At 65.7% G+C, this 20,766-nt stretch carries 18 protein-coding genes; 9 read left to right on the top strand and 9 right to left on the bottom strand.

Going from position 1 to position 20,766, the window contains the following annotated elements:
* The first annotated feature begins 1 nt into the window (after nucleotide 1).
* The 9 genes from ACT54X_RS11620 (at nucleotide 2) to ACT54X_RS11580 (ending at nucleotide 9,552) form a co-directional block, all read left to right on the top strand.
* Nucleotides 2-1,327, top strand: coding sequence for a TadA family conjugal transfer-associated ATPase (locus tag ACT54X_RS11620; protein ID WP_354322102.1), 1,326 nt, complete (start codon nucleotides 2-4; stop codon nucleotides 1,325-1,327).
* On the top strand, nucleotides 1,320-2,351 hold the full coding sequence (locus ACT54X_RS11615) for a type II secretion system F family protein (protein WP_476346632.1): 1,032 nt from the start codon (nucleotides 1,320-1,322) through the stop codon (nucleotides 2,349-2,351). Before ACT54X_RS11620 ends, ACT54X_RS11615 begins: the two co-directional genes overlap by 8 nt.
* On the top strand, nucleotides 2,351-3,307 hold the full coding sequence (locus ACT54X_RS11610; RefSeq protein WP_476346630.1) for a type II secretion system F family protein: 957 nt from the start codon (nucleotides 2,351-2,353) through the stop codon (nucleotides 3,305-3,307). Before ACT54X_RS11615 ends, ACT54X_RS11610 begins: the two co-directional genes overlap by 1 nt.
* A 263-nt stretch (nucleotides 3,308-3,570) precedes the next feature.
* Entirely contained in the window at nucleotides 3,571-4,461 is an 891-nt protein-coding gene (locus ACT54X_RS11605) for a tetratricopeptide repeat protein (protein WP_294370734.1), read from the top strand.
* Nucleotides 4,458-4,919, top strand: coding sequence for a DUF3613 domain-containing protein (locus tag ACT54X_RS11600; RefSeq protein ID WP_294370736.1), 462 nt, complete (start codon nucleotides 4,458-4,460; stop codon nucleotides 4,917-4,919). The genes ACT54X_RS11605 and ACT54X_RS11600 overlap by 4 nt, the downstream gene beginning before the upstream one ends.
* Nucleotides 4,920-4,931: 12 nt before the next feature.
* Nucleotides 4,932-5,405 (top strand): TadE/TadG family type IV pilus assembly protein, encoded by a 474-nt coding sequence (locus ACT54X_RS11595; RefSeq protein WP_294370738.1) that lies wholly within the window; start codon nucleotides 4,932-4,934, stop codon nucleotides 5,403-5,405.
* Between the two features lie 167 nt (nucleotides 5,406-5,572).
* Nucleotides 5,573-6,031, top strand: a complete 459-nt coding sequence (locus tag ACT54X_RS11590) for a TadE family protein (RefSeq protein WP_294370740.1) — start codon at nucleotides 5,573-5,575, stop codon at nucleotides 6,029-6,031.
* Between the two features lie 7 nt (nucleotides 6,032-6,038).
* A complete protein-coding gene (locus ACT54X_RS11585) occupies nucleotides 6,039-8,150 on the top strand; it encodes a TadG family pilus assembly protein (protein ID WP_294370742.1) in 2,112 nt (703 codons plus the stop codon).
* Nucleotides 8,151-8,163: 13 nt separating this feature from the next.
* The gene (locus ACT54X_RS11580) at nucleotides 8,164-9,552 is read left to right on the top strand and encodes a sigma-54 dependent transcriptional regulator (protein WP_354322096.1); all 1,389 of its coding nucleotides are present in this window, start codon (nucleotides 8,164-8,166) and stop codon (nucleotides 9,550-9,552) included.
* A 626-nt stretch (nucleotides 9,553-10,178) separates the two neighbouring features.
* Here the strand turns inward: ACT54X_RS11580 and ACT54X_RS11575 are convergent.
* From ACT54X_RS11575 to ACT54X_RS11535, 9 genes are all read right to left on the bottom strand, one after another.
* Nucleotides 10,179-11,102: a hypothetical protein gene (locus ACT54X_RS11575; protein WP_294370744.1), complete on the bottom strand. Its 924-nt coding sequence runs from the start codon at nucleotides 11,100-11,102 to the stop codon at nucleotides 10,179-10,181.
* Complete coding sequence (locus ACT54X_RS11570) at nucleotides 11,089-11,784, bottom strand: hypothetical protein (RefSeq protein ID WP_476346626.1); 696 nt, start codon at nucleotides 11,782-11,784, stop codon at nucleotides 11,089-11,091. Before ACT54X_RS11570 ends, ACT54X_RS11575 begins: the two co-directional genes overlap by 14 nt.
* The gene (locus ACT54X_RS11565; RefSeq protein ID WP_476346624.1) at nucleotides 11,757-12,272 is read right to left on the bottom strand and encodes a DUF2345 domain-containing protein; all 516 of its coding nucleotides are present in this window, start codon (nucleotides 12,270-12,272) and stop codon (nucleotides 11,757-11,759) included. The genes ACT54X_RS11570 and ACT54X_RS11565 overlap by 28 nt, the downstream gene beginning before the upstream one ends.
* A 136-nt stretch (nucleotides 12,273-12,408) precedes the next feature.
* Complete coding sequence (locus ACT54X_RS11560; protein ID WP_354322093.1) at nucleotides 12,409-13,542, bottom strand: MFS transporter; 1,134 nt, start codon at nucleotides 13,540-13,542, stop codon at nucleotides 12,409-12,411.
* A 367-nt stretch (nucleotides 13,543-13,909) separates the two neighbouring features.
* A complete protein-coding gene (locus tag ACT54X_RS11555) occupies nucleotides 13,910-14,683 on the bottom strand; it encodes a hypothetical protein (protein ID WP_476346622.1) in 774 nt (257 codons plus the stop codon).
* Entirely contained in the window at nucleotides 14,680-15,798 is a 1,119-nt protein-coding gene (locus ACT54X_RS11550) for an MFS transporter (protein ID WP_354322091.1), read from the bottom strand. The genes ACT54X_RS11555 and ACT54X_RS11550 overlap by 4 nt, the downstream gene beginning before the upstream one ends.
* 6 nt (nucleotides 15,799-15,804) lie before the next feature.
* The gene (locus ACT54X_RS11545) at nucleotides 15,805-16,755 is read right to left on the bottom strand and encodes a hypothetical protein (protein ID WP_476346620.1); all 951 of its coding nucleotides are present in this window, start codon (nucleotides 16,753-16,755) and stop codon (nucleotides 15,805-15,807) included.
* Nucleotides 16,737-17,858: an MFS transporter gene (locus ACT54X_RS11540; RefSeq protein ID WP_354322443.1), complete on the bottom strand. Its 1,122-nt coding sequence runs from the start codon at nucleotides 17,856-17,858 to the stop codon at nucleotides 16,737-16,739. Before ACT54X_RS11540 ends, ACT54X_RS11545 begins: the two co-directional genes overlap by 19 nt.
* A gap of 5 nt (nucleotides 17,859-17,863) precedes the next feature.
* Nucleotides 17,864-20,749 carry a T6SS effector BTH_I2691 family protein gene (locus tag ACT54X_RS11535; protein WP_476346618.1) on the bottom strand — a complete coding sequence of 962 codons (2,886 nt, stop codon included), beginning with the start codon at nucleotides 20,747-20,749 and terminating at the stop codon, nucleotides 17,864-17,866.
* Between the last annotated feature and the right edge of the window lie 17 nt (nucleotides 20,750-20,766).

The raw sequence follows: 20,766 nt of genomic DNA, 5'->3' as shown, positions 1-20,766 counted from the left end.
CATGTCCCCCGACATCCAGTTCGCCGACGACGACCAGGCCTTCGTCGGCTCCCAGCAGTTCCAGGACATCAAGAACTGGACGCACGAGCACCTGCTCACCCGCATCGAGGAGCTGGGCGCCGAGTTCGGCCGCTGGTCGCGTGCCTCGATCCAGCAGTTCGTCGAGCTGGAGCTCGACAGCTTCGTGCGGCTGCAGCGCGTGCCCATCAACGAGCGCGAGATCCAGCTGGTGGCCGATGCGCTCACCAAGGAGCTGGCCGGCCTCGGCCCGCTGGAGGACCTGCTGAACGACCCGGCCGTCGAGGACGTGCTGATCAACGGCCACAAGAACGTCTACGTCTCGCGCCGCGGCATCCTCACGCGCGAGCAGATCCGCTTCTCGGACGACGAGCATGTGCTGCGCATCGTGCGCCGCATCCTGGCGCCGCTGGGCCGGCGGCTGGACGAGTCGAACCCCATGGTCGACGCACGCCTGCCCGACGGCGGCCGCATCAACGCGGTGATCGAGCCATTGGCGCTGGACGGCATGTCGGTGTCGATCCGCAAGTTCCGCAAGGACCCGCTCACGCCGGCCGAGCTGGTCAAGCTGGGCACCTTCGACGCCGGCATGTCGCAGGTGCTGGAGATGGCGGTGCGGGCGCGCTGCAACATCCTGGTCTCGGGCGGCACCAGCTCGGGCAAGACATCGCTGCTCAATGCGCTGACCACCTTCATCCCCGAGACCGAGCGCGTCATCACCATCGAGGACACGGCCGAGCTGTCGCTGGCCAACGCCCACGTGGTGCGGCTCGAAAGCCGCCAGGGCGGCTTCGACGGCGCGGGGCTGGTCTCCATCCGCGACCTGCTGCGCAACAGCCTGCGCATGCGGCCCGACCGCATCATCGTGGGCGAGGTGCGCGGCGCCGAGGTGATCGAGATGCTGCAGGCCATGAACACCGGCCACGACGGCTCCATGGGCACCATCCACGCCAGCTCGCCGCGCGAATGCATCTACCGGCTGGAGATGCTCGCGGGCTTCGCGGGCTACCAGGGCAGCGAGGTGAGCCTGCGCCGGCAGATCGCCAGCGCCATCGACTTCATCGTGCAGATCGGCCGGCTCTCGGGCGGGCAGCGGCGCATCCTGTCGCTGTCGGAGGTGACGGGCGTGAACGACAACGTGGTCGCCATGCAGGAGCTGTACCGCTACGAGCCGCAGGTCGGGCCCGATGGCGAGGAGCGCGACCGCTGGGTGTCGCTGGGCATCGCGCCGCATTCGCCCAAGATCGCGCGGCTGCGCCAGACCCTGGCCCGCAACGCGCCGGGCGCGGCGGAGGGCCGCCGTGGCTGAGTCGCCGCGCATCGGCCTGCTGCTGCTGGCGGCCGTGGCCCTGATGCTGGCCGCCGCCGGCCTGCTGCTGTGGCAGTGGGCGACCTCGCGCCAGGGCCGGGCCGCCGCCGCGCGCCACCTGGGCGAGCAGCTCGCCGGGCTGGCCGACAGCGACGCCGTGCCGCGCGCACGGCCGGCGCCGCTGTCGACGCCCGCCAGTGCACAGCCGCTGGCGGCCGCACCCGCCGATGGCACGCTGGTCGACCCCTGGGCCGCGACGACCGAGGCGGCTACCGTGGCCAGCCCGTCCGGCCGTGGCCGCCTCGACGAGCTGCTGCCGCCCTGGCTGCAGGGCGCGGTGTCGGCGCCCCAGCTCGGCCTGGGCGCGCTGGCGCTGGTGATCCTGGTGTCGCTGGCAGGCCTGCTGGCCTCGGCGCCCGGCGTGGTCGCGGCACTGGCCGTGCTGCTGCCGCTGTCGGCCTTCTTCCTCTGGTGGCGGGTGCAGAAATTCCGCCGCCGCCTGGTGGGGCAGTTGCCGGGCTTCATCGATGCCATGGTGCGGCTCATCACGGTGGGCAACTCGACGCAGGCGGCCTTCCAGCTGGCCATTCCGAGTGCGCGCGAGCCGCTGCGGGCCTACCTGGAGCGCACCGCGGGCCTGGTGCGCGCGGGCGTCGACCTGGACCGCGCCCTGGCGCAGACGGCCGAGAGCGTGCGCGTGCAGGAGCTGCACCTGATGGCTGCCGTGCTGGGGCTGGGCGTGCGCTATGGCGGCCGGGCAGACCTGTTGCTGGAACGGCTGGCGCACTTCATCCGAGACCGCGAGCAGGCCGACCAGGAACTGCAGGCGCTGTCGGCCGAGACCCGGCTGTCGGCCTGGATCCTCGGCCTGCTGCCGCTCATCGTGGGCGGGCTGATCGTCGCCAACAACCCCGACTACTTCCTGCGCATGTGGCACGACGGCACGGGCCGCATGATGGTCTTCGGCGGCGCGGGCCTGCAGCTGCTGGGCGCGGTGCTGCTGTACCGGGTGGCGAGGCTGTGATGCCGCAGCAACTCAGCCCCACCCTGCTCGCCGCCCTCAGCGTCGCGGTGCTCGCCCTGGGCCTGCTGGTGCTGGGCGCCGCGCTCATCAGCGCCGAGCTGCGCCGGCTGCGCCACGAGCGCGCGCTGGACCGCGCCCTGGCCCACGGCGCCAGCCTGAGCCAGGCCGCAGACCCCAGCGCGCATGCGCCCCTGGGCGCCCCCAGCGCCAGCGACCTGCCCGTGCATTGGCTGGACACGCGCCTGGGCCGTGCACTGGTGGCCGGCGAGGACCGGCGCCTGATCGACCAGTGCGGCTTTCCGGCCGTGCGGGCTCAACTCATCTTCCTGCTGCTGCGCATGGGCATGGCGCTGCTGCTGCCGATGCTGGTCTACATGGCGTGGGCAGGCAGCCAGCCGCCGGCCAAGGCCATGGCCGGGCTGGCCTTCGGCTTCACCCTCGGCTTCATAGGCCCCAAGTGGCTGCTGGCGCGGCGCGCGGCCGACCGCCGCAAGCAGGTGGCGCAGGAGCTGCCGCTCTTCGTCGACCTGCTGCGCCTGCTGCAGGGCGTGGGCCTGAGTCTGGACCAGAGCCTGCAGATCATGGCCACCGACTTCCACCATGTGCTGCGCGTGCTGGGCTTCGAGCTGGGCATCGCCAACCGGCAGTACGCCCAGGGCCGCACCCGCGAGCATTCGCTGCAGCGCCTGGCCACGCTGCATGCCAACGAGGACCTGGCCAGCCTGGTGATGCTGCTGGTGCAGGTGGACCGCCACGGCGGCGCCGTGCAGGAGCCGCTGCGCATCTTCAGCGAGCGGCTGCGCGAGCGCCGCCGCATGGAGATGAAGGAGCGCATCGGCCGCATCACCGTGAAGATGACCGTGATCATGGTCACCACGCTGCTGCCGGCGCTGCTGGTGGTCACCGCAGGCCCCGGTTTCCTGGCGATCGTCCGTTCGGTCGGGAGCATGAGATGACATCCCAGATGACACCCCCCGTGCCGCTTCGCGGCTCCGGGCGGCCGCCAGAGGCGGCTGCTCTTCGGGCACGTCCAAGCCTGCGCAGGCAGGCTTGGAGCCGCGGCCCTCAGCCCCTCTCTGGCGCCTTCGGCTTGGAGGGGGGCGCACCCGCAGGCCTGGCAAAGCCAGTTCCTGGTGTGCCCTGGCGTGGCCTGCTCCGCGGCCCTTCGACAGGTGCCAATGCTGGCGCTTGTTGTCGCCTCACGAGAAAGGAGTCGCCCATGCACAGGATTTCCGTGATCGCCCTCAGCCTTCTCTGCCTGGGCCTCGCGGCTTGCGGCAGCACGCCGCGGTCGGACTACCCGGGCGCCGGCGCGGCGCGCGAGCGGCAGAACGCACAGGCTGCCGCCGATGCCGTGCCGGCCGGCGAAGGCGCAGGCGCCATCGACAGCGCGGGCACCTACCTGCGCCTGGTCGAGCGCATGCAGCAGGACGGCCTGTGGTTCGCCTCGCTGGCGCATGTGGACGCACTGGAAGCGCGCCATGGCGTGACGCCGGCCTCGACCCGCCTGCGTGCCGATGCGCTGCGCCAGACCGGGCAGGACGCCGCCAGCGCGGCCGCCTACCGGCGCCTGGTGGGCACGCCGCTCGAAGCGGCCGGCTACCACGGCCTGGGCCTGCTGGCGGGCGGCAAGGGCGACTTCGCCGAGGCCGCGCGCCTGATGGAGCAAGCCCGCCGCAGCACGCCCACCGACGGCCTGCTGCTGAGCGACCTGGGCTATGCCTTGCTGCGCGCCGGCCGCATCGACGCCGCCCGCGTGCCGCTGATGCAGGCGGCCCAGCTGCGCCCCGACCAAGCCCAGGTGCAGGCCAACCTGGCCCTCTACCTGGAAGCGAGCGGCCGAACCGATCAGGCGAGCGCGCTGATGGACGCCCAGCGCCTGCCCCCGGCCAGCCGCGAGGCCATCCGCCAGGCGGGGCGCGACCTGGCCGGCGGGGGCGCGCCCGTGGCCACCGCCGACCTGCCGGCCGGCTTCGCGCCCGGCGGCCTGGCCCTGCGCACCGCCACCCGCGCCAGCCTGCCGCGGACGGCTTCACCGGCCGCCGCGGCCACCACCGCGAGCGCCGCCGAGCGCGCGCCCAACGCCCCCGACACCGGAAGGACGCCATGACGAAGACGACCCCGCTTTCCCTGCTGCTCCTGGGCCTGCTCGTGGCCGCACCGGCCCGGGCCCAGATCTCGGCGGCGCCGCTCGCCGCATCGACTTCGGCGGACAGCCGGCAGGTGACGCCCGTGCAGGTCGCGCCGATGCCGGTGACGGCTGCGCCGGTGCCTGCCCCGTCGGTCGCACCCTCGGGCGGCAGCGGCGCGGCCCTGGACGAGACGGCCGCCGCCACCGACCAGCCTGCGCTGCCGGTCGGCGCGGCCACGCAGCGCCTGCTGGCCTTGCAGCGTAGCGGCACGATGGCTTCGGCCACGCCGCGCCCCATCCCGGGCGAGGTGGCGCATCGCAGCTACGAGCGCTACCTGAACAGCTTCAACCACCCCATTCCCGACCGGTACGGCTCCTCTGTGTCGGTGCGCCAGGGTGGCACCGGCACGGGCACGTCCACCGGCGGCGCCCGCTGAACGACGACCGACATGCCGAGAACGGGCAGCCCTCGCGTACACGCCACGCGGCCGCGCGCCGCGCGGGTGCAGCGCGGCGTGTACTCGCTGGAGTACGCGATGGTGTTCCTGCTGTTCTTTGCGCTCATCTACACCATCGTGTGCTACGCGATCGTGTTCACCTTCCGCTTCGGGTTGCAGAACGCCGCGGAGGATGGGGCGCGGGCCGCCGTCCGGTATCAGCCCTCCCTGGAGCAGCGACGTCTTCACGCCCAGGAGGTCGCCCTGGCACGGACGCGCGGCTGGTTGCCCGTGGAACCGGAGGTGCGTGCGACCGTGTTGGCGCAAGGCCCGCTCTGCGACGCCACGGCCGCCGGCCGCTGCAGTGTCCAGGTCACCGTGCAGGCATCGGGCCTCAATCGCGTTCTCCCGCCCTTGGCCGGGCTGGTGATGCCGGACGTCCTGCGCGGCCAGGCGCAGGTGCTGCTGGACGGACGCGCCCTATGAGCGCCCGCCCGGCCGCTCTGAAAGGCAGGCTCACCGCAGGCAGAGCCGAAGGTGATCCGATGCGCACCCGCCCAACCACGCCAAAAAGCGCTTGCACCGGCGGCAGGCTCCACGGAAGTCCGGCGCGCTCGCGACGCGTCCGCCACCGCCGGCCGTCGCAACAGGGCGTGGCGGCACTGGAATTCGTGATGGTGTGTCTGGCACTGCTGTTCTGCTTCTATGGCCTGACGACCTTCGGTCTGGCGCTCTACACCCGCCAGGCTCTCTCACGTGCCACCGAGGACGGTGCGCGCATGGTGGGCGTGCTGCCCGCCTTCGGCAGCGCCAGCGCAGCGGAGCGGCTCGCCGCCCTGGATGCGATCCGCAACGCAATGCTCGACTCGCTCGCGGGTTCGCTCATCACGCCACTGTCGCAGTCCGGCAGCACCGAGACCCGGCGACGTTGGATCGCCGACACCGTGCGCATCGAGATTGCACAAGCCGCCCCCACGAGCACCCTCACCCTTGCCGTGTACTACCCCTACGCGACCAGTGGCGTGTTTCCTGCCGTGCCGCTGCTGACGCAGGCCGCCTGGGTTCCCGACCAACTGTCAAGTCAGGCGGTGGTCGCATTGCCGCCTCGCTGAGCCCCGCATGTCGACGTGCCCCCTTCCTTTCTCCACGAGCCGGCGGCGGCAGACCGGCTCGGTGGCCGTACAGGCCGTCATCGCGCTGAGCCTGATCGTGATCGCACTGGGCAGCATCCAGATCGGCTATCTCTTCTTTGCCAAGCGCGAATATCAGAAGGTGGCGGATCTGGCCGCGCTGGCGGGCGCGCAGCAACTGACCCCACAAGGGGACACCGCGGCACAGCGGTGTGCCCGGGCCGTGGCCGCGGCCATCGACAACGCGCGTGCCAACGCGCCGGAGATCACGCTGGCACCGCCGGTATGCGGGCGCTGGGACCCGAGCTATGCCGAGTCTCGCCACTTTCGCGCCGGCGCGACCGACTACAACGCGCTCATGGTGCGCGTGGAGCAGGACGCTCCTGCCGTGCTGCCCTTCTTCAGCGGCAGCCGGACTGTTGCCACTGAAGCGGTCGCCTCGCTGGATGCGCCAACGGCCGCCTTCTCGGTGGGTTCGCGTCTGCTGCGGCTGGAAGACGGAACCCTGCTTCCGTCTCTGCTCTCGGCCGTCGGCCTGAACCTGGGCACCACCGACCTGTTGAGCTATCGCGGGCTTGCCAACGCCACCATCACCCCGGCTGGCCTGCTCAAGGCGCTGGGCGTGCCGGTCGAAGGCGACGTGGACGTGGGCACCCTCAGCGGCGTGGCACAGGTGGCCAACCTCACGCTGGGCGGCCTGCTCGACGCTTCCATCGATGCACTGGTCCAGCAGGGCAGCGCCGCAGATGTGCAGCTCGGCCTGCTGCGCAGCCTGCGGGCAGGACTGACGCTTCAGGCCCTGCAGGCGCGCGTGCCGCTGTTCGGCGCAGAGGGGAGCCCGGGCATCCTGGTCGGACTGGACACGACCGGTCGCGCCGCGCTGGACACCGGTGTGGACCTGCTCAGCCTGGTGACCGCCGGCGTGTCGGTGGCCAACGGTGCCAACCTCGTCGACATCGGCAACCTGGGTGTGCTGAACGTGGTCCAGGCCAAGGCCAGCATCGTGGAACCGCCCCAGATCGGCATCGGCGGCGTCGGCACCATCGCCCGCAGCGCGCAGGTGCGGGTCTATCTGCGGGTCAACACCGGCGCCACTCCACTCGTGGGCCCTGTGCTCGACCTCTTCGGCACGGGCATCGACCTGCCCGTGATCATCGAGCTGGCCCAGTCGACGGGCGAACTCAGCCGCATCAGCTGTGAGGCGCCCCGACGCAACGCGACCATCGACGTGAGTTCGTCGCAGGTCAACGTGTGCCTTGGCCGCTTCCACGACATGACTTCGGTGAAGGACGGCGATCCTGCGCACTTCTTCTCGCAGGCCAATCGATGCGCGCCGGACACCGGCGGCGTCTTTCCCGACACCCTCGACGGCGTACGCCGCCACCAGATCCTGAACGTGGTGGGCGTGCTGCCGCTGACATCGCGCGTCGGTCTGCCGGTGCTGGCCTCGCAGGCGCCCATGCCAGCCACGCTGCAAGAGCCGATCAGCCCTGACGATGGACGTTCACGAGCCACGCTGACGGGCCCCGGCCTGAACCTGGCGCAGTCGGTCAGCAACATTGCCGACGCCGTGACCGTCGGCATCCTGGGCGACTTGCTCGGTCAGGGCGTGAGCCTGAGCCCCGCGCAACGCGGTAGCCTGGCCACCAGCCTGGTCGGCACCGGCAACAACGGCGCTGGCAACAGCATCTCCAAGGTGTCCAACGACCTGCGATGGTCGGACAGTGCAATGGCGGCCCTGGGCGACCGGGTGGCGACGGGCGGTCTTACTGGCGTGCTCGGCGGCACCCTTCAGCTGGTGGGCAATCTGCTGGGAACGGTGCTCCTCGACCCGCTGGCGGACCTGACATGCACCCTGGCCATCGTGCCCAGCGCCATACGCAACTGCCGCATCAGCTACATCCAGAACACGACGCTCAACAGCAGCTCCAACGCCTTGCATGGCGTCACGTCGATGGTCGTGATCATCCTGCAGCCCGTGCTCAACCTGCTCAGCCAGGCCCTCAACACACTGCTCGGCAACGTCCTCGGCGTGTCGCTCGGCCAGACCGATGTCTCGCTGATCTCGGTGGGCTGCGGTCGTGCGCGGCTCGTGTACTGATGCGCCGGAAATCATGAGCGTCTCCCCCGCCTTCGACGAACTCGACCTCTATGTCTGGGAGGGCAAGGCCGACATCCTGGACCGGGTGGCGCGCTGCATGTCCAGCTTCGACGTGGACGTGATCCGCGCCGACGACCGCTTCATGAGCCTGCCCGAGCGCGACCAGCCGCTGCGCCCGTCGCTGGCCGTGATGAGCGTCACCGCCATCGATGGCGGCGGCCTGCCGCATGCCACCGAACTGCTGCAGGGCATGCCGGTGATCTGGGTAGGCGCGAGCACCCGCGAGCGCGATCCGCGCAACTACCCGCCCGAGTACCTGCACGTCCTGCCCTACGACTTCACCTGTGCCGAACTGCGCACCATGGTCGCCAAGCTGGTGCGCCAGCTGCGCGCCCGCGCGGCCGAGGCGCCAGCGCCGGGCGAACTGGTGGCCCTGTCCGAGCCCATGAAGGCGCTGCTGGCCGAGGTGAACACCTTCGCGGGCAGCGACCATTCGGTGCTGGTGCAGGGCGAGACCGGCGTGGGCAAGGAACGCGTGGCGCAGTTGCTGCACCATGGCCATCCCACCTATGGCAAGGGTGCCTTCGTCGCGGTCAACTGCGGCGCCATTCCCGACGGCCTGTTCGAGTCGCTGTTCTTCGGCCATGCCAAGGGCTCCTTCACCGGCGCCGTGCATGCGCACCGCGGCTACTTCGAGCAGGCCACCGGCGGCACGCTGTTCCTGGACGAGATCGGCGACCTGCCGCGCTACCAGCAGGTCAAGCTGCTGCGGGTGCTGGAGGACGGCGCCGTCACCCGTCTGGGCTCGGCCACGCCGCTGCGGGTGGACTTCCGCCTGGTGGCGGCCACCAACCGCAACCTGCGCGAGATGGTGGCCGCGGGCGAGTTCCGCGCCGACCTGTTCTACCGGCTGGCGGTGATCGAGCTGCGCATCCCCAGCCTGGAGGAGCGCGGCGAGGCCGACAAGATCGCCCTCTTCAAGGCCGTGCTGACCGGCGTGCTGGGCGAGCCGCTGCTGCAGGAACTGGGTGAGGCGCCGCACTGGCTGACCGACGCCATCGCCTCGGCCACCTTCCCGGGCAACGTGCGCCAGCTGCGCAACCTGGCCGAGCGGGTGGGCGTGATCGCGCGGCAGACGAAGAGCTGGGAGCCGACGCTGATCCAGCGTGCCTTGGCGCTGGCGCGGCCGGTGGAGGTGCCCTCCGCCGCGCCGCTGGAGCGCCGCGGCTGGAACGCCACCGAACGCAACCGCATCATCGCGGCGCTCGAAGTGAACGACTGGCGCCGCCAGGACGCCGCCCAGCACCTGGGCATCAGCCGCAAGGTGCTGTGGGAGAAGATGCGCAAGTACCAGATCATGGACGGCGAGCCGGGCGTGCCGGAGGCGCCGGAGGCGTCCTGAGCCGAAGGGGCCGCGCAGGCCGGACCGGAGGGCACGCTCAATGTATGGACGTCGGTGACGGGCGATCGGCCTCGCGCTTGCGCAGTTGCGTCGGGGTGCGGTAGTCGCGGCGGATTTCTAACCTGCTCAATTCGAACGGAGCGTCCCCTCGAATGACCTTCATCGCCGCCGCAGTGAATTCGACCAGCCGCTCCCGCTGCATGTCGTCATATCGGAAGTTGTCCTAGACGGCTTGGGCGCCGCGCAGTTCTGCCTCGGTTTCCGCACGCCGTTGGGCCTTCTCAGCGGGTGTCATGACTTTCCTTTCCTCCTGACGGTCGGCCAACCGGAGTGGTGGCGACGTCGAACAATCTTGTGCAGAGGCCGGGTTGAGGCAGAGCGGCGCCAGGAGCGCCGTTCCACAGATGCTTGACCACCTTTTCGCAAGCGAAGCTGCCTTCTTCCCAGGGCCGCATTCGGGTAGCCGAGGCTGCCCGATCCAGCCATGGCCATCGGGTCCACATCGATGGGCTTGCCGCCCAGCCCCACGTCTTGAAGCAATTCATAGGCGGCCTTTCCATTGCAGGCGAGGCCAAATCGATGCGCATTCGGCCGGTGGCTGCTTTGCTGTAGCGCCGGCAGCGAAGTCAGCTCTTCTTCTTCGGGCCGAACATCCGCTCGATTTCCTCGGCCATGGGATCGGGGCCGACCCATTGCCACCAGGCGGGCTGTGTCACAACGCGGCCGGTATCAGGATCCTGCCCGTTCAGGACGGGGAACCATCCGTCATCGCCAAGGGTGTGGATGCGCCGCTGCATGGGGATGGCCGCATTCAGTGCGTCGTCGGCAAAGAAGCCGAGCCAGCGGCCGTCCTTGGGAACCCGCTGGCCGGTCCTGGGCATGTCGCTGAACTTCTTCTGATCGCGCTCGCGCAGTTGCTCGGGAGTGAGATATCTGCGGCGGATTTCGAGGCGGACCATCCTCGTTGCGGTGTAGGGGTCTTTGTCCCGAGGGTTGATATAGCTGAGTTTGACCTTGACCAGATAGGGTGCGTAGGCCGGCTTCAGGATGTCGTACTCGAAGGTGGCCGGCTGACGCACGATGCCCAGATGCATGATCACTTCGGGGGGATAGAGATTGCCGCCATCCTGCAGCCATCCTGGCGCAACCTTCAGATTCAAAAGTTGCTCAAGACGCTCCCGGTCGAGGTCCATCGGCGGACTGAGTTCGATCTGGAAGTGATACGGCTCGACCTTGCCCTGGTCATCCGTCGTGCCGAGCATGTAGATGCCGGTCCACTGGTTGAGAAAGCATGCGTCAAAGTCGAAGGTAGTGCCGCCGCGGTACGCTTCACCACTCACGATGGCAGGCCTTCGATCCGAAATCGGAAGCAGTCGAGCCAAGCCCTCGAACGGCGCATCCCCACGGATGACCTTCATCGCTGCCCCGATGAAGTCGATCAGCCGTTCGCGCTGAGCCTCGGTGTAGCGGAAGCTGTCGTAGACGGCCTGAGCCGCTCGTTGGCGAGCCTGGTAGTCCTCCCAGGCCTTCTGCTTATCAGCGGGTGCCATCACTTTCTTTTCCTCGGGTGGGTTGCCGAACTGAATTGCTGGCGATGTCAAACAATCTTGTGCAGAAGCCGGGTTGAGGCAGAGCAGCGCCAGGAGCACCGTTCCAAAGGTGTTTGACCACCTCTTCGCAAGCGAAGCTGTCCTCCTCCCAGGGTCGCATGCGATAGCCGAGGCTGCCCGGCTCTGCCGTAGCCATCTGGTCCACATCGATGGGCTTGCCGCCCAACCCCACGTCTTGAAGCAATTCATAGGCGGCCTTTCTTGCCAAGGGAATCTCGGTTCGCAGGACGTCGGGCAGGTAGCCCGGTCGGTCCGGCTTCTTCTTGTTCGCGCTGTCGAAGTAGCAGAGCAACTGGTAGTACATGGCAATGACCATGCGATGCAAGCCCACCAGCGCGCTGGGTTCATTGGGTAACGGGGTCTTCGCTGCCAGTGCGTGGTACTTCGGCGGCATCAAGGTGGCCCAGACGAGGTGAATGTTGGGCAGATGCACGTAGTCGAACGGATGCTGCTGCACCAGGGCCGACATCCAGAAGTACTGCTGCGCGTGTCGGGCCTCGTGGTAGATCGTGCTGGCGAATTCGCGCACGGCATCGCCCACGTCGCCACGGCCGTTGGCTGCGGCGAGGATCGAAAGAATCCCACCCTTGTAGCCTACGAGCAGCCACTTCTGCGGGAGCATGACGCCCTTGAGATCCAGGTTGTCGAAGTCCGTGAGGCCCAATGCCTGAGCCTCTTTGTCGGTCGGTATTGCGGTGTCCGGCATCGCCCCCGTCGGCAAGCCGAACGCTCCTTTGGCGAGCGCCTTCGGAAGCTCCTCAGGGCGACGTGCTCGCCCCCCTGCAGGTGCAGGCTCTGCGCCGTGGTGGCGGCCAGGCCTGCCGCGCTGGCCAGCACCAGGTGCGGCTGCTGCAGTTCCGGAAAGCGCCGCTGCGCCGCATCGGCCTGGCCCTCGCCCTGGATGTCGGACGCCTGCCGGGCCAGCCGCTGTGCCACGGCGTCCTGGTCGGCGCCCCTTTCCTGCGCCTTGGCGATGCTGGCGGCATCGGCCAGGCCCTCGTGCTGGCGCGTGGCCGCCTTCAGGCGCACGACGGTCTCGCCCAGGCTCAGGCTGGAGTGCTGGTGGTCGCTCTTGAGTTGCGCCTCGATCTGCTCGGCCGTGTCGTCCATCACCGGCCCTGCAAATTTGAGCCCTACGCCAGCGATCGCGTTGCCCACCGGCTCGGGCAGACCTGGAGAGTAGGCAGCCACAGCTCTTGTTCGGCGACCCGGGTTTCTATGATCGCCCGCTTCCGGACCGAACAGTTCAAAGACGGGCTGTCCACCGCAGCGGCTCTTCCGGTCCGATCCCGTTCTCCCGCCGGCGCTGGCCGCAGTCGCTGTTCCATTCCTCGGGGAAGGTGGGCCATTTGCACAGCCGCTCGCTCAGGCAGTGCAAGGGCGCCCACAGCACGTTCGTCAGGAAATTCACTTCGGTCATCAGCGAACTGCCGCGCGCCGGCGCTCGCCCGCCGATGCGGTCCAGCACCCGCGAGGGGCCCAGCACCGTCTCTTCCATATGCTGGCCCGGCGTGTGAAAGCCTTTGCGCAGCCAGTTGTATTCCGCCGGTTTGGGCACGGCGTCCATGCCTTCTTCCATGAAGGTGCGGATGTACTGCCACAGAGGTTCACCACTGCCGCCCGGACCGACCCAGATCAGGTCTTCGCCCTTGCGCTCGGAGTCGGCGGGGTCGAGGGGAGGCCAGTAGAGAAGCAGGTTGCTGTCGATGCCGGCAGACAGGCGGCGCTCGCGGCGAGCTTCTTCGCTGCTGGCCAACTGCTCCACCGTCCAGGACTTGGGCGGCGCCCATTTCACATGCGCCTTGACGCGGTCCCAATCGAGGATGGCGTTGCCGCCATATTTCTTCGGGCGAAGCACGTATACCTTGCGGGTGGTCCGGTTGAAGCGGTAGCGGGCGCGAAGGGCGGTGAAGAAGGCGGGGGCAATAACGTGAGGCCACACAAGAAAGCAAACAAGCCCAGTCGCGCAAGCAAAGACAACCAAAAGGATGGCCAATGCGATGTACCAATCCTGGGGATGTGGCGCCTGCTCAGCAAGAAGCAGACCGATTGGATACGCTGGTAGTGCCACTGACGACCCGAAAAGCAACGCAATCATGAATGTCAATGACCGCTTGTACTCGCCAGCATTGCTCAGCTCGATGAAGTGTTCATTGAAATCAAGCAATGCGCGACTGATGAACAAGGAAGGCCGTGCAATCTCCTGTTCTTTGAGCTTTTCCCTTCGTATGGGCTTGGGATCATTCACATTGCGCGGCCGCGCCCCTTCATGACTGTCGTACAGCCTCGTGCGTTCATTTATATCCGCGTAGTACTCCAACGCCTGCTTCGAACTCTCGCTGCGCCGTTCATCCCAATAGCTGGCTTCTGAATTGAACATTGCGCTCAGTCCATATCTGCGATGGCATTGGCAAGACCGCTGAGCATGAGCGCTTCGGTGCGATGCGGGGTTGCTCTGCTATCGCTCTTTCGGAAGGGCTCGGCCTGCAGCCACTCGGCCCACTCCCCTTCTTTCAGCCGAGCTATCACTTCACTTGCGACAAATACCAGGAGACCCATCGCACTGTTGATCCGGGAGCACCATAGGACGACGCGCACTTTCTCCAAGTTGTAGGCCGTGACTAGACCGGTTCCAATCGTTCCGACACCAGCCGCAGCTCGACCGTAGTAAGCGTATTGAAGCAATCTCTTTTCTTCCTTCTGAGCCGGCGGATTCAAACCTGAAGTGCAACACCTGCTCCCCGTAGCTAACGGTGAAGCAGTTTCCATCCTATCCAGAGAATCGCCCCAATCCAGATCAGAGCTGTGACGCGATCACGAAACACTGCTTCCGCCATTTTTGGCAAAGACATGGCCCTCCCGGTGACCTCAGAGAACTGCGCCTTGAAAGACTCAACCAACTGAGCCGCATCAGTAACGATGGATTCCCGTTGAGCCTGCAAAGCGGACTCCGGTTCAGAAAGAATGCGAACGATCAGTGCATGTAGCTCCTTTTCTTCCAGCAATGCGACACTCTCTACCAGCCAAGCCAGTGCCGCTGCCGGTGAACTGGCAGCGGCGAATGCCGCAGGCGGAGCAATCAACTCTGAACAAGCGCGCTCGAAAACTTCTGGTTGGATCATCTCTTGCTCGAGCAAGATGCGCAGTGCTGCTTCGTCTACGCCTTCACTCATGCCTGCCACATACATTGCAAGATCAAAACTCAACTCAATGGAACCATCCCCTTCACCAATGAGTTCGCAAGCTTCATCGAGCACTTTGCCCATCAGATCGTTTTGCAATTCGCTGGGGCGGTATTCAAAGGCGTTGATGCGTGGACCGATGCTGTCGCTGGGAATCAACTGCCGCGACAGCATCCAGCCGAATACCTGGCCTGGCGTTCGCAACGCGCGGCGCCGCTTCCATTCGGAACTTTTCTTTGCTTCCAGATATTCGGATTGCGTGATCAAGCCCGTGTCGAGCAAATACTCGAACGCAGGTTGCGCAATCGCAAGTTGGACAGCTGCTTGCTTTGATGTCATGATTTTTCCTCCCACCGCAGTGGCTCCTCCGGCCCGATGCCATCCTCACGCCGCCTCTGCCCGCAGTCGCTGTTCCACTCTTCGGGGAAGGTGGGCCAGTAGCACAACCGTTCGGCCAAGGTGTGCAACGGCGCCCACAACACGTTCAACCCGAAGTTCGTGGCGGTGGCAGCCGATGTGCCTTCGCCCACGATCCTGTCTCGCACCAGGGAGCCATGCATCACGGTTTCTTCCATGTGCTGGCCGGGGCTGCTGAAGCCTTTGCGCAGCCAGTTGTATTCCGCCGGTTTGGGCACGGCGTCCATGCCTTCTTCCATGAAGGTGCGGATGTACTGCCACAGAGGTTCACCACTGCCGCCCGGACCGACCCAGATCAGGTCTTCGCCCTTGCGCTCGGAGTCGGCGGGGTCGAGGGGAGGCCAGTAGAGAAGCAGGTTGCTGTCGATGCCGGCAGACAGGCGGCGCTCGCGGCGAGCTTCTTCGCTGCTGGCCAGTTGCTCGGCTGTCCAGGACTTGGGTGGAGCCCAATGCACATGGGCTTTGACACGGTCCCAATCGAGGATGGCGTTGCCGCCGTACTTCCTGGGGCGCAGCACATAGACCTTGCGGGTGGTGCGGTTGAAGCGGTAGCGGGCGCGAAGGGCGGTGAAAAAGGCGGGAGAAAAAAAGTATCTCCAAAAGAAAAATAGCAATCCGAAAGAGAGAAAAGCAATTCCTCCCCCAGCCAGCGCAGCAATGAGCCAATTTTCCGAAAGAAAAGGGTCATTTATTAGATCAACGAGAGTTGCTCTTCCTAAAAAAAGCGCAGGTAACGTAAGCAATATCAACAAGAGAAATCCCAATGACCGCGTGTTCTCACCCAGGTTGCTCAACTCGATGAAATGCTCATTGAAATCAAACAGCGTCCGACTGATAGACAGGGAAGGCCGTGCAATTTCCTGTTCTTTGAGCTTCTCCTTGCGCGTGGGTTTTGGGTCGTTCACGCCGCGAGGCGTGTGGCCCTCATGAATACCAAGGAGCCGCGTGTGCTCGTTGATGTCCGCGAAATACTCCAATGCTTGCTTGGGACTTTGGCTGCGCTTCTCATCCCAGTAACCCGATTCGGAATTGAACATGCAGCGTCACTCCATGTCCGCGATGGCATTGGCAAGACCGCTGAGCATGAGCGCTTCGGTGCGATGCGGGGTTGCTCTGCTATCGCTCTTTCGGAAGGGCTCGGCCTGCAGCCACTCGGCCCACTCCCCTTCTTTCAGCCGAGCTATCACTTCACTTGCGACAAATACCAGGAGACCCATCGCAATGTTGATCCGGGAGCACCATAGGACGACGCGCACTTTCTCCAAGTTGTAGGCCGTGACTAGACCGGTTCCAATCGTTCCGACACCAGCCGCAGCTCGACCGTAGTAAGCGTATTGAAGCAATCTCTTTTCTTCCTTCTGAGCCTTATTTCCATCCATCGCATCCCAAATCACCCCCACCACAGCCCCCGCAGCCACCCAGTGTGCCGCGCCGATCTTCATCGCCTGAAGCTCCGCACTCGTCGCCTTGCTCAATTCCGCAGACCATTTGTGTGCCGGAATCTTCGCCTTGATCTCCTCCAGCACATTCTTCTCGTAGAAGTCCGCCCGCCACCCCTTGAGCGTGCCCGTGGCTGCTGCCATTGCACCGGCCGCCTGGCTGCCCGCCCTGGAGTCGTCCTGCCGGTTCGCCGCCCGCCCGAAGGTCGGCAGCAGCCCCACCACCTCCAGGGCCGCCAATGCCGACGGAATGCGCAGGTTCTGCACCTTCGTATCGCTCAGTCGCGCCACGGCGCGCTCCGTGCGGGCCTGCAGCTTCTCGCACTGATAGCCGTACTTTCTGTTCCACGCCCTGCTCCCCGGCTCGGGGTTGCGCTTGTTGCTGTACACGGGCGGGTTGCCTGCCGCCCGCATTTCCTCGGGCAGCCGGCGCTCCTCGTCTTTCACGTAGTCGATGGCCTTCTCGCCCAGGCCATGGGCCAGGATCAGCACCTGCCCGCGGGCCAGGAGGCGTTCCAGTCGGGGCGTTTGCCCGATCAGAGCCGTGGTGTCCACCGCAGAGGCTCTTCCGGCCCGATGCCGCTCTCTCGGCGGCGCTGGCCGCAATCGCTGTTCCATTCCTCCGGAAATGTGGGCCAGTAGCACAGCCGTTCCGCCAGTGAATGAAGCGGTGCCCACAGCACGTTGATGCCGAAATTCGTGGCCGTGGCGCCCGACATTTCTTGGCCACTGAACCGGTCGCGCAGCAGCGAGCCGTGCATCACGGTCTCTCGCATGTGCTGTCCAGGGGTGCTGAAGCCCTTCCTCAGCCAGTTGTAATCCGCAGGGGGAGGCACTGCATGCATGCCTTCTTCCATGAATGTGCGGATGTACTGCCATAGAGGCTCTCCACTGCCCTCGGGGCCGACCCAGATGAGGTCTTCTCCCTTGCGTTCGGGGTCGGCGGGGTCGAGCGGGGGCCAGTACAGCAGCAGGTTGCCATCCGTCTCAGCCGCCAATCGCCGCTCGCGCCGAGCCTCCTCGCTGCTGGCCAACTGCTCCGCCGTCCAGGACTTGGGCGGCGCCCAATTCACATGCGCCTTGACGCGGTCCCAATCGAGGATGGCGTTGCCGCCATATTTCTTCGGGCGAAGCACGTATACCTTGCGGGTGGTGCGATTGAAGCGATAGCGGGGGCGCAAAGCTGTGAAAAAGGCAGGAGAGAAAACGTAAGGCCACAATAGAAGGTGAATCAGCGCATATGTGCCAACGAACAAGACCAGAAGAAGTCCCAATACGAGATACCAATCACTAAGATGCGATGGGCCATCGATTAATAGCAGAGAAATAAATCCGCCCGGTAACCCGAGAATTAATATAGATAGGACGGCCATCAGAAACGTCAGTGAGCGCTTGTATTCGCCTGCGTTGCTCAGTTCGATGAAATACTCATTGAAATCCAATAATATTCGATTAATGGACAAAGAGAGGCGTGCGATCTCTTTCTCCTTGATCTTTTCCTTGCGCTTGGTTTTAGGATCGTTCACATTGCGTCGGGCTCTTCTCTCATAAATTTCATATAGATATGTATGGTCGTTGATGTCCGCAAAGTACTCTAGCGCCTGCTTTGGGTTTTCACTGCGCCGCTCATCCCAGTAGTTGGCTTCTGAATTGAACATCGTGCTCAGCGCTCCATGTCCGCGATAGCATTGCCGAGTGCGCTCAGCATCAAAGCTTCTGTTTGGTGAGAGTTGATTTTGCTGTCACTTTTACGGAAAGGCTCCGCCTGTAGCCACTCCTTCCACTCTTTCTCCTTAAGGCGGGCGATCACTTCACTCATGACGAAAGTAGCGATGCCTATCGCAATGTTGATCCGAGCACACCAAAGGACGACACGCAGCTTTTCTAAGTTGTAAGCTGTAACGAGCCCGGTGATGATTGATGCTGAGCCGCCCACCGCTCGTCCGACGTAGGCAAACATCAAAATTCCGTTTTCTCGCCTATATGCAGTAATAGCATCCACCGCATCCCAAATCACCCCCACCACAGCCCCCGCAGCCACCCAGTGCGCCGCGCCGATCTTCATGGCCTGAAGCTCCGCACTGGTCGCCTTGCCCAATTCCGCAGACCATTTGTGTGCCGGAATCTTCGCCTTGATCTCCTCCAGCACATTCTTCTCGTAGAAGTCCGCCCGCCACCCCTTGAGCGTGCCCGTGGCTGCTGCCATTGCACCGGCCGCCTGGCTGCCCGCCCTGGAGTCGTCCTGCCGGTTCGCCGCCCGCCCGAAGGTCGGCAGCAGCCCCACCACCTCCAGGGCCGCCAATGCCGACGGAATGCGCAGGTTCTGCACCTTCGAATCGCTCAGTCGCGCCACGGCGCGCTCCGTGCGGGCCTGCAGCTTCTCGCCCTGGTAGCCGTACTTTCTGTTCCACGCCCTGCTCCCCGGCTCGGGGTTGCGCTTGTTGCTGTACACGGGCGGGTTGCCTGCCGCCCGCATTTCCTCGGCCAGCCGGCGTTCCTCGTCTTTCACGTAGTCGATGGCCTTCTCGCCCAGGCCATGGGCCAGGATCAGCACCTGCCCGCGGGCCAGGAGGCGCTCCAATTGAGACGGTGGCGCTTTCTTGGCAGCCTCCACCACCGCGACGCACCACACGGTGTGGACGTTCTTGCGGGCCGTGTCGGCAATCTTTTGCAGTGACCGGAACTTCTGCAGCAGCGAGGTATTGCCGTCGAGTACCTTGCCGATCTCGCCGATGATGGTCTGGCTGCCCTTGATGGTCCTGGGAATCTGGCCCAGTGCGGCGCCCATCGCCGCCCAGGCCTGCTGCCGTCGCGCGCTCTCTTCGGCACTCGCCGCACCCTCGACCACGGTGGCGGGGGGCACGGTGTCGTGAAGCTGGTCCAGAACGCGCTTCAGCTCGTCGCTGATCTGGTCGTTGTTCAGCGTGGCCATTCGCCACACGAGGTTGGCGGGCTCATCCTTGAACAGCTGAAGTTCGGCGTACCAGCGCCTGCCGCGCGGGGTGCTGTCCATCGGCTCCAGGACGGCGCACAACTGGCCTGCGCAACGGGCGCCATCTCCGGTGGATATTCCTTCGGGCGTGCGGTCGTAGCGTCCCAGCGTCCTGTCCAGGAATGCTGCCGAGCGCAGCCAGGCGATCAGGTCCTCGGTGATGCCGTTCATGCGTGCATCGCGGGCTTTGACCTTGGCCAGATGGAGGTCGTCGAAGCGGCGACGCGCAGCCACGTCGTAGTGCGCCCGAGTGACGCGCAGTGCATTGGCAGCCTCTGCGTCGCTGACAAGGCGGCGGTCCGACTCGCGTGCGCCGATCTGGCCTTCCAGCGCACTCTTGTTGCGCGCCTCCAGTTCCTTGACATCGACCTCCCGCAGCGAACCGTCGGGCCCTTGCTGCATGACCGTGCCCAGCGGATGGGCGTGCCGCCGGTCCATCGCCTCACGCACCTGACGCAGCCGCTCGGTTTCGTCGTCATACACCTGCATGGCCCGCTTGTAGATGGCAGCCTCGACGGTGTTGATGCATTCGCTCGCGGCCTGCTTCCAGGCATTCGTCACGTTGGGGTTCAACGTGTCGCCTGGATCGGTCTCGGCGAGCCAGGCGACGTAATCCGAGGCTGCGGTGAGGTGGTGCAACGCAAGCTCCTGCGCGATGCCCAATGCGTCTTCGCATGCAATCACCGCTCCTTTGTCCTTGCGCAGCAGTTCCGCCATCCTTTTCAGACGCGGCCCATGACGACCCTCGTAGCGGATGTTGCGCACCTGGGCGACATAGGGGCCCACGGCCATGCCTGGAGCCGCGCTGAAGTCGGTGACGGCGACATGGCCATCGGCATCGTGCGTTTCGTGCCGCACGGCCTCGAAGTGCCTGCCGAAGCGCGCCTCGCTGTAATCGCCCCAGTCGCGTTCTGCACCGTGCGTTCCCATCAGGCCATAGTGCTGCTCGCAACCCACCGCCTGCGCCGCCAGACTGTCGAGCGCCGCAAACTCCAGCACGCGTGCAGCAAGATCATCCGGTAGGCATGTATCGGCCTGCGCGGTGTTGCCGTCCATCCATCCAGCCACATCGAATCGCTGCATGTACTTGTTGCGGTGCGGTTCGATGTGGCGCTTGAGATGGTCCCAACTCAGAGGATCGGGGTGGAACAGGTAGTGCAGGCTCTTCACGTTCCGGGCGTCCTGCAGCCATATGAGGCTCATGACGGCGCCCCGCGTCTGCACTTCGCACGCCGGGCTTGCCTTGGCGTCTTCCGGCAGATGGGGATCGAACGCCGTCAGGTAGCCATGCGGATGGACGACATAGGCCTGCCACTCGGCCGTGACACCGATCCGCTTGATGCGCAGGTACAGAAAACCTGGCCGCAGCATCCGTGCCCCATACACCGCCGTCGACATGTGCACGCCGCCCGGTTGCGCTTGAAGTTGGCCGGCCGGCTGCAGCGCGCGCAGTTCGGTCAACCCCCCGCTTGTGGCGGAGAACCCGGCGGCATACCGGACAAAGAGCAGAGGCAAGCCCACGCGACTGCAGTTGGAACAGGGGTTGGCACAAGGCATGAAAGACCTTCCTGCGG

The organism is Pseudacidovorax sp. DMC4 (assembly GCF_056314265.1).
Note: the sequence above shows the minus strand (reverse complement) of the source record. Positions and strands in the feature narration are given on the sequence as shown.

Excerpts from the sequence above, each read along its gene's own strand:
- ACT54X_RS11550 (WP_354322091.1), bottom strand. The coding sequence starts at position 15,798 with ATGTTCAATTCCGAATCGGGTTACTGGGATGAGAAGCGCAGCCAAAGT.
- ACT54X_RS11620 (WP_354322102.1), top strand. The coding sequence starts at position 2 with ATGTCCCCCGACATCCAGTTCGCCGACGACGACCAGGCCTTCGTCGGC.
- ACT54X_RS11605 (WP_294370734.1), top strand. The coding sequence starts at position 3,571 with ATGCACAGGATTTCCGTGATCGCCCTCAGCCTTCTCTGCCTGGGCCTC.
- ACT54X_RS11600 (WP_294370736.1), top strand. The coding sequence starts at position 4,458 with ATGACGAAGACGACCCCGCTTTCCCTGCTGCTCCTGGGCCTGCTCGTG.
- ACT54X_RS11575 (WP_294370744.1), bottom strand. The coding sequence starts at position 11,102 with ATGGCACCCGCTGATAAGCAGAAGGCCTGGGAGGACTACCAGGCTCGC.
- ACT54X_RS11560 (WP_354322093.1), bottom strand. The coding sequence starts at position 13,542 with ATGTTCAATTCAGAAGCCAGCTATTGGGATGAACGGCGCAGCGAGAGT.
- ACT54X_RS11610 (WP_476346630.1), top strand. The coding sequence starts at position 2,351 with ATGCCGCAGCAACTCAGCCCCACCCTGCTCGCCGCCCTCAGCGTCGCG.
- ACT54X_RS11555 (WP_476346622.1), bottom strand. The coding sequence starts at position 14,683 with ATGACATCAAAGCAAGCAGCTGTCCAACTTGCGATTGCGCAACCTGCG.
- ACT54X_RS11565 (WP_476346624.1), bottom strand. The coding sequence starts at position 12,272 with ATGGACGACACGGCCGAGCAGATCGAGGCGCAACTCAAGAGCGACCAC.
- ACT54X_RS11585 (WP_294370742.1), top strand. The coding sequence starts at position 6,039 with ATGTCGACGTGCCCCCTTCCTTTCTCCACGAGCCGGCGGCGGCAGACC.
- ACT54X_RS11570 (WP_476346626.1), bottom strand. The coding sequence starts at position 11,784 with ATGCTCCCGCAGAAGTGGCTGCTCGTAGGCTACAAGGGTGGGATTCTT.
- ACT54X_RS11580 (WP_354322096.1), top strand. The coding sequence starts at position 8,164 with ATGAGCGTCTCCCCCGCCTTCGACGAACTCGACCTCTATGTCTGGGAG.
- ACT54X_RS11595 (WP_294370738.1), top strand. The coding sequence starts at position 4,932 with ATGCCGAGAACGGGCAGCCCTCGCGTACACGCCACGCGGCCGCGCGCC.
- ACT54X_RS11535 (WP_476346618.1), bottom strand. The coding sequence starts at position 20,749 with ATGCCTTGTGCCAACCCCTGTTCCAACTGCAGTCGCGTGGGCTTGCCT.
- ACT54X_RS11540 (WP_354322443.1), bottom strand. The coding sequence starts at position 17,858 with ATGTTCAATTCAGAAGCCAACTACTGGGATGAGCGGCGCAGTGAAAAC.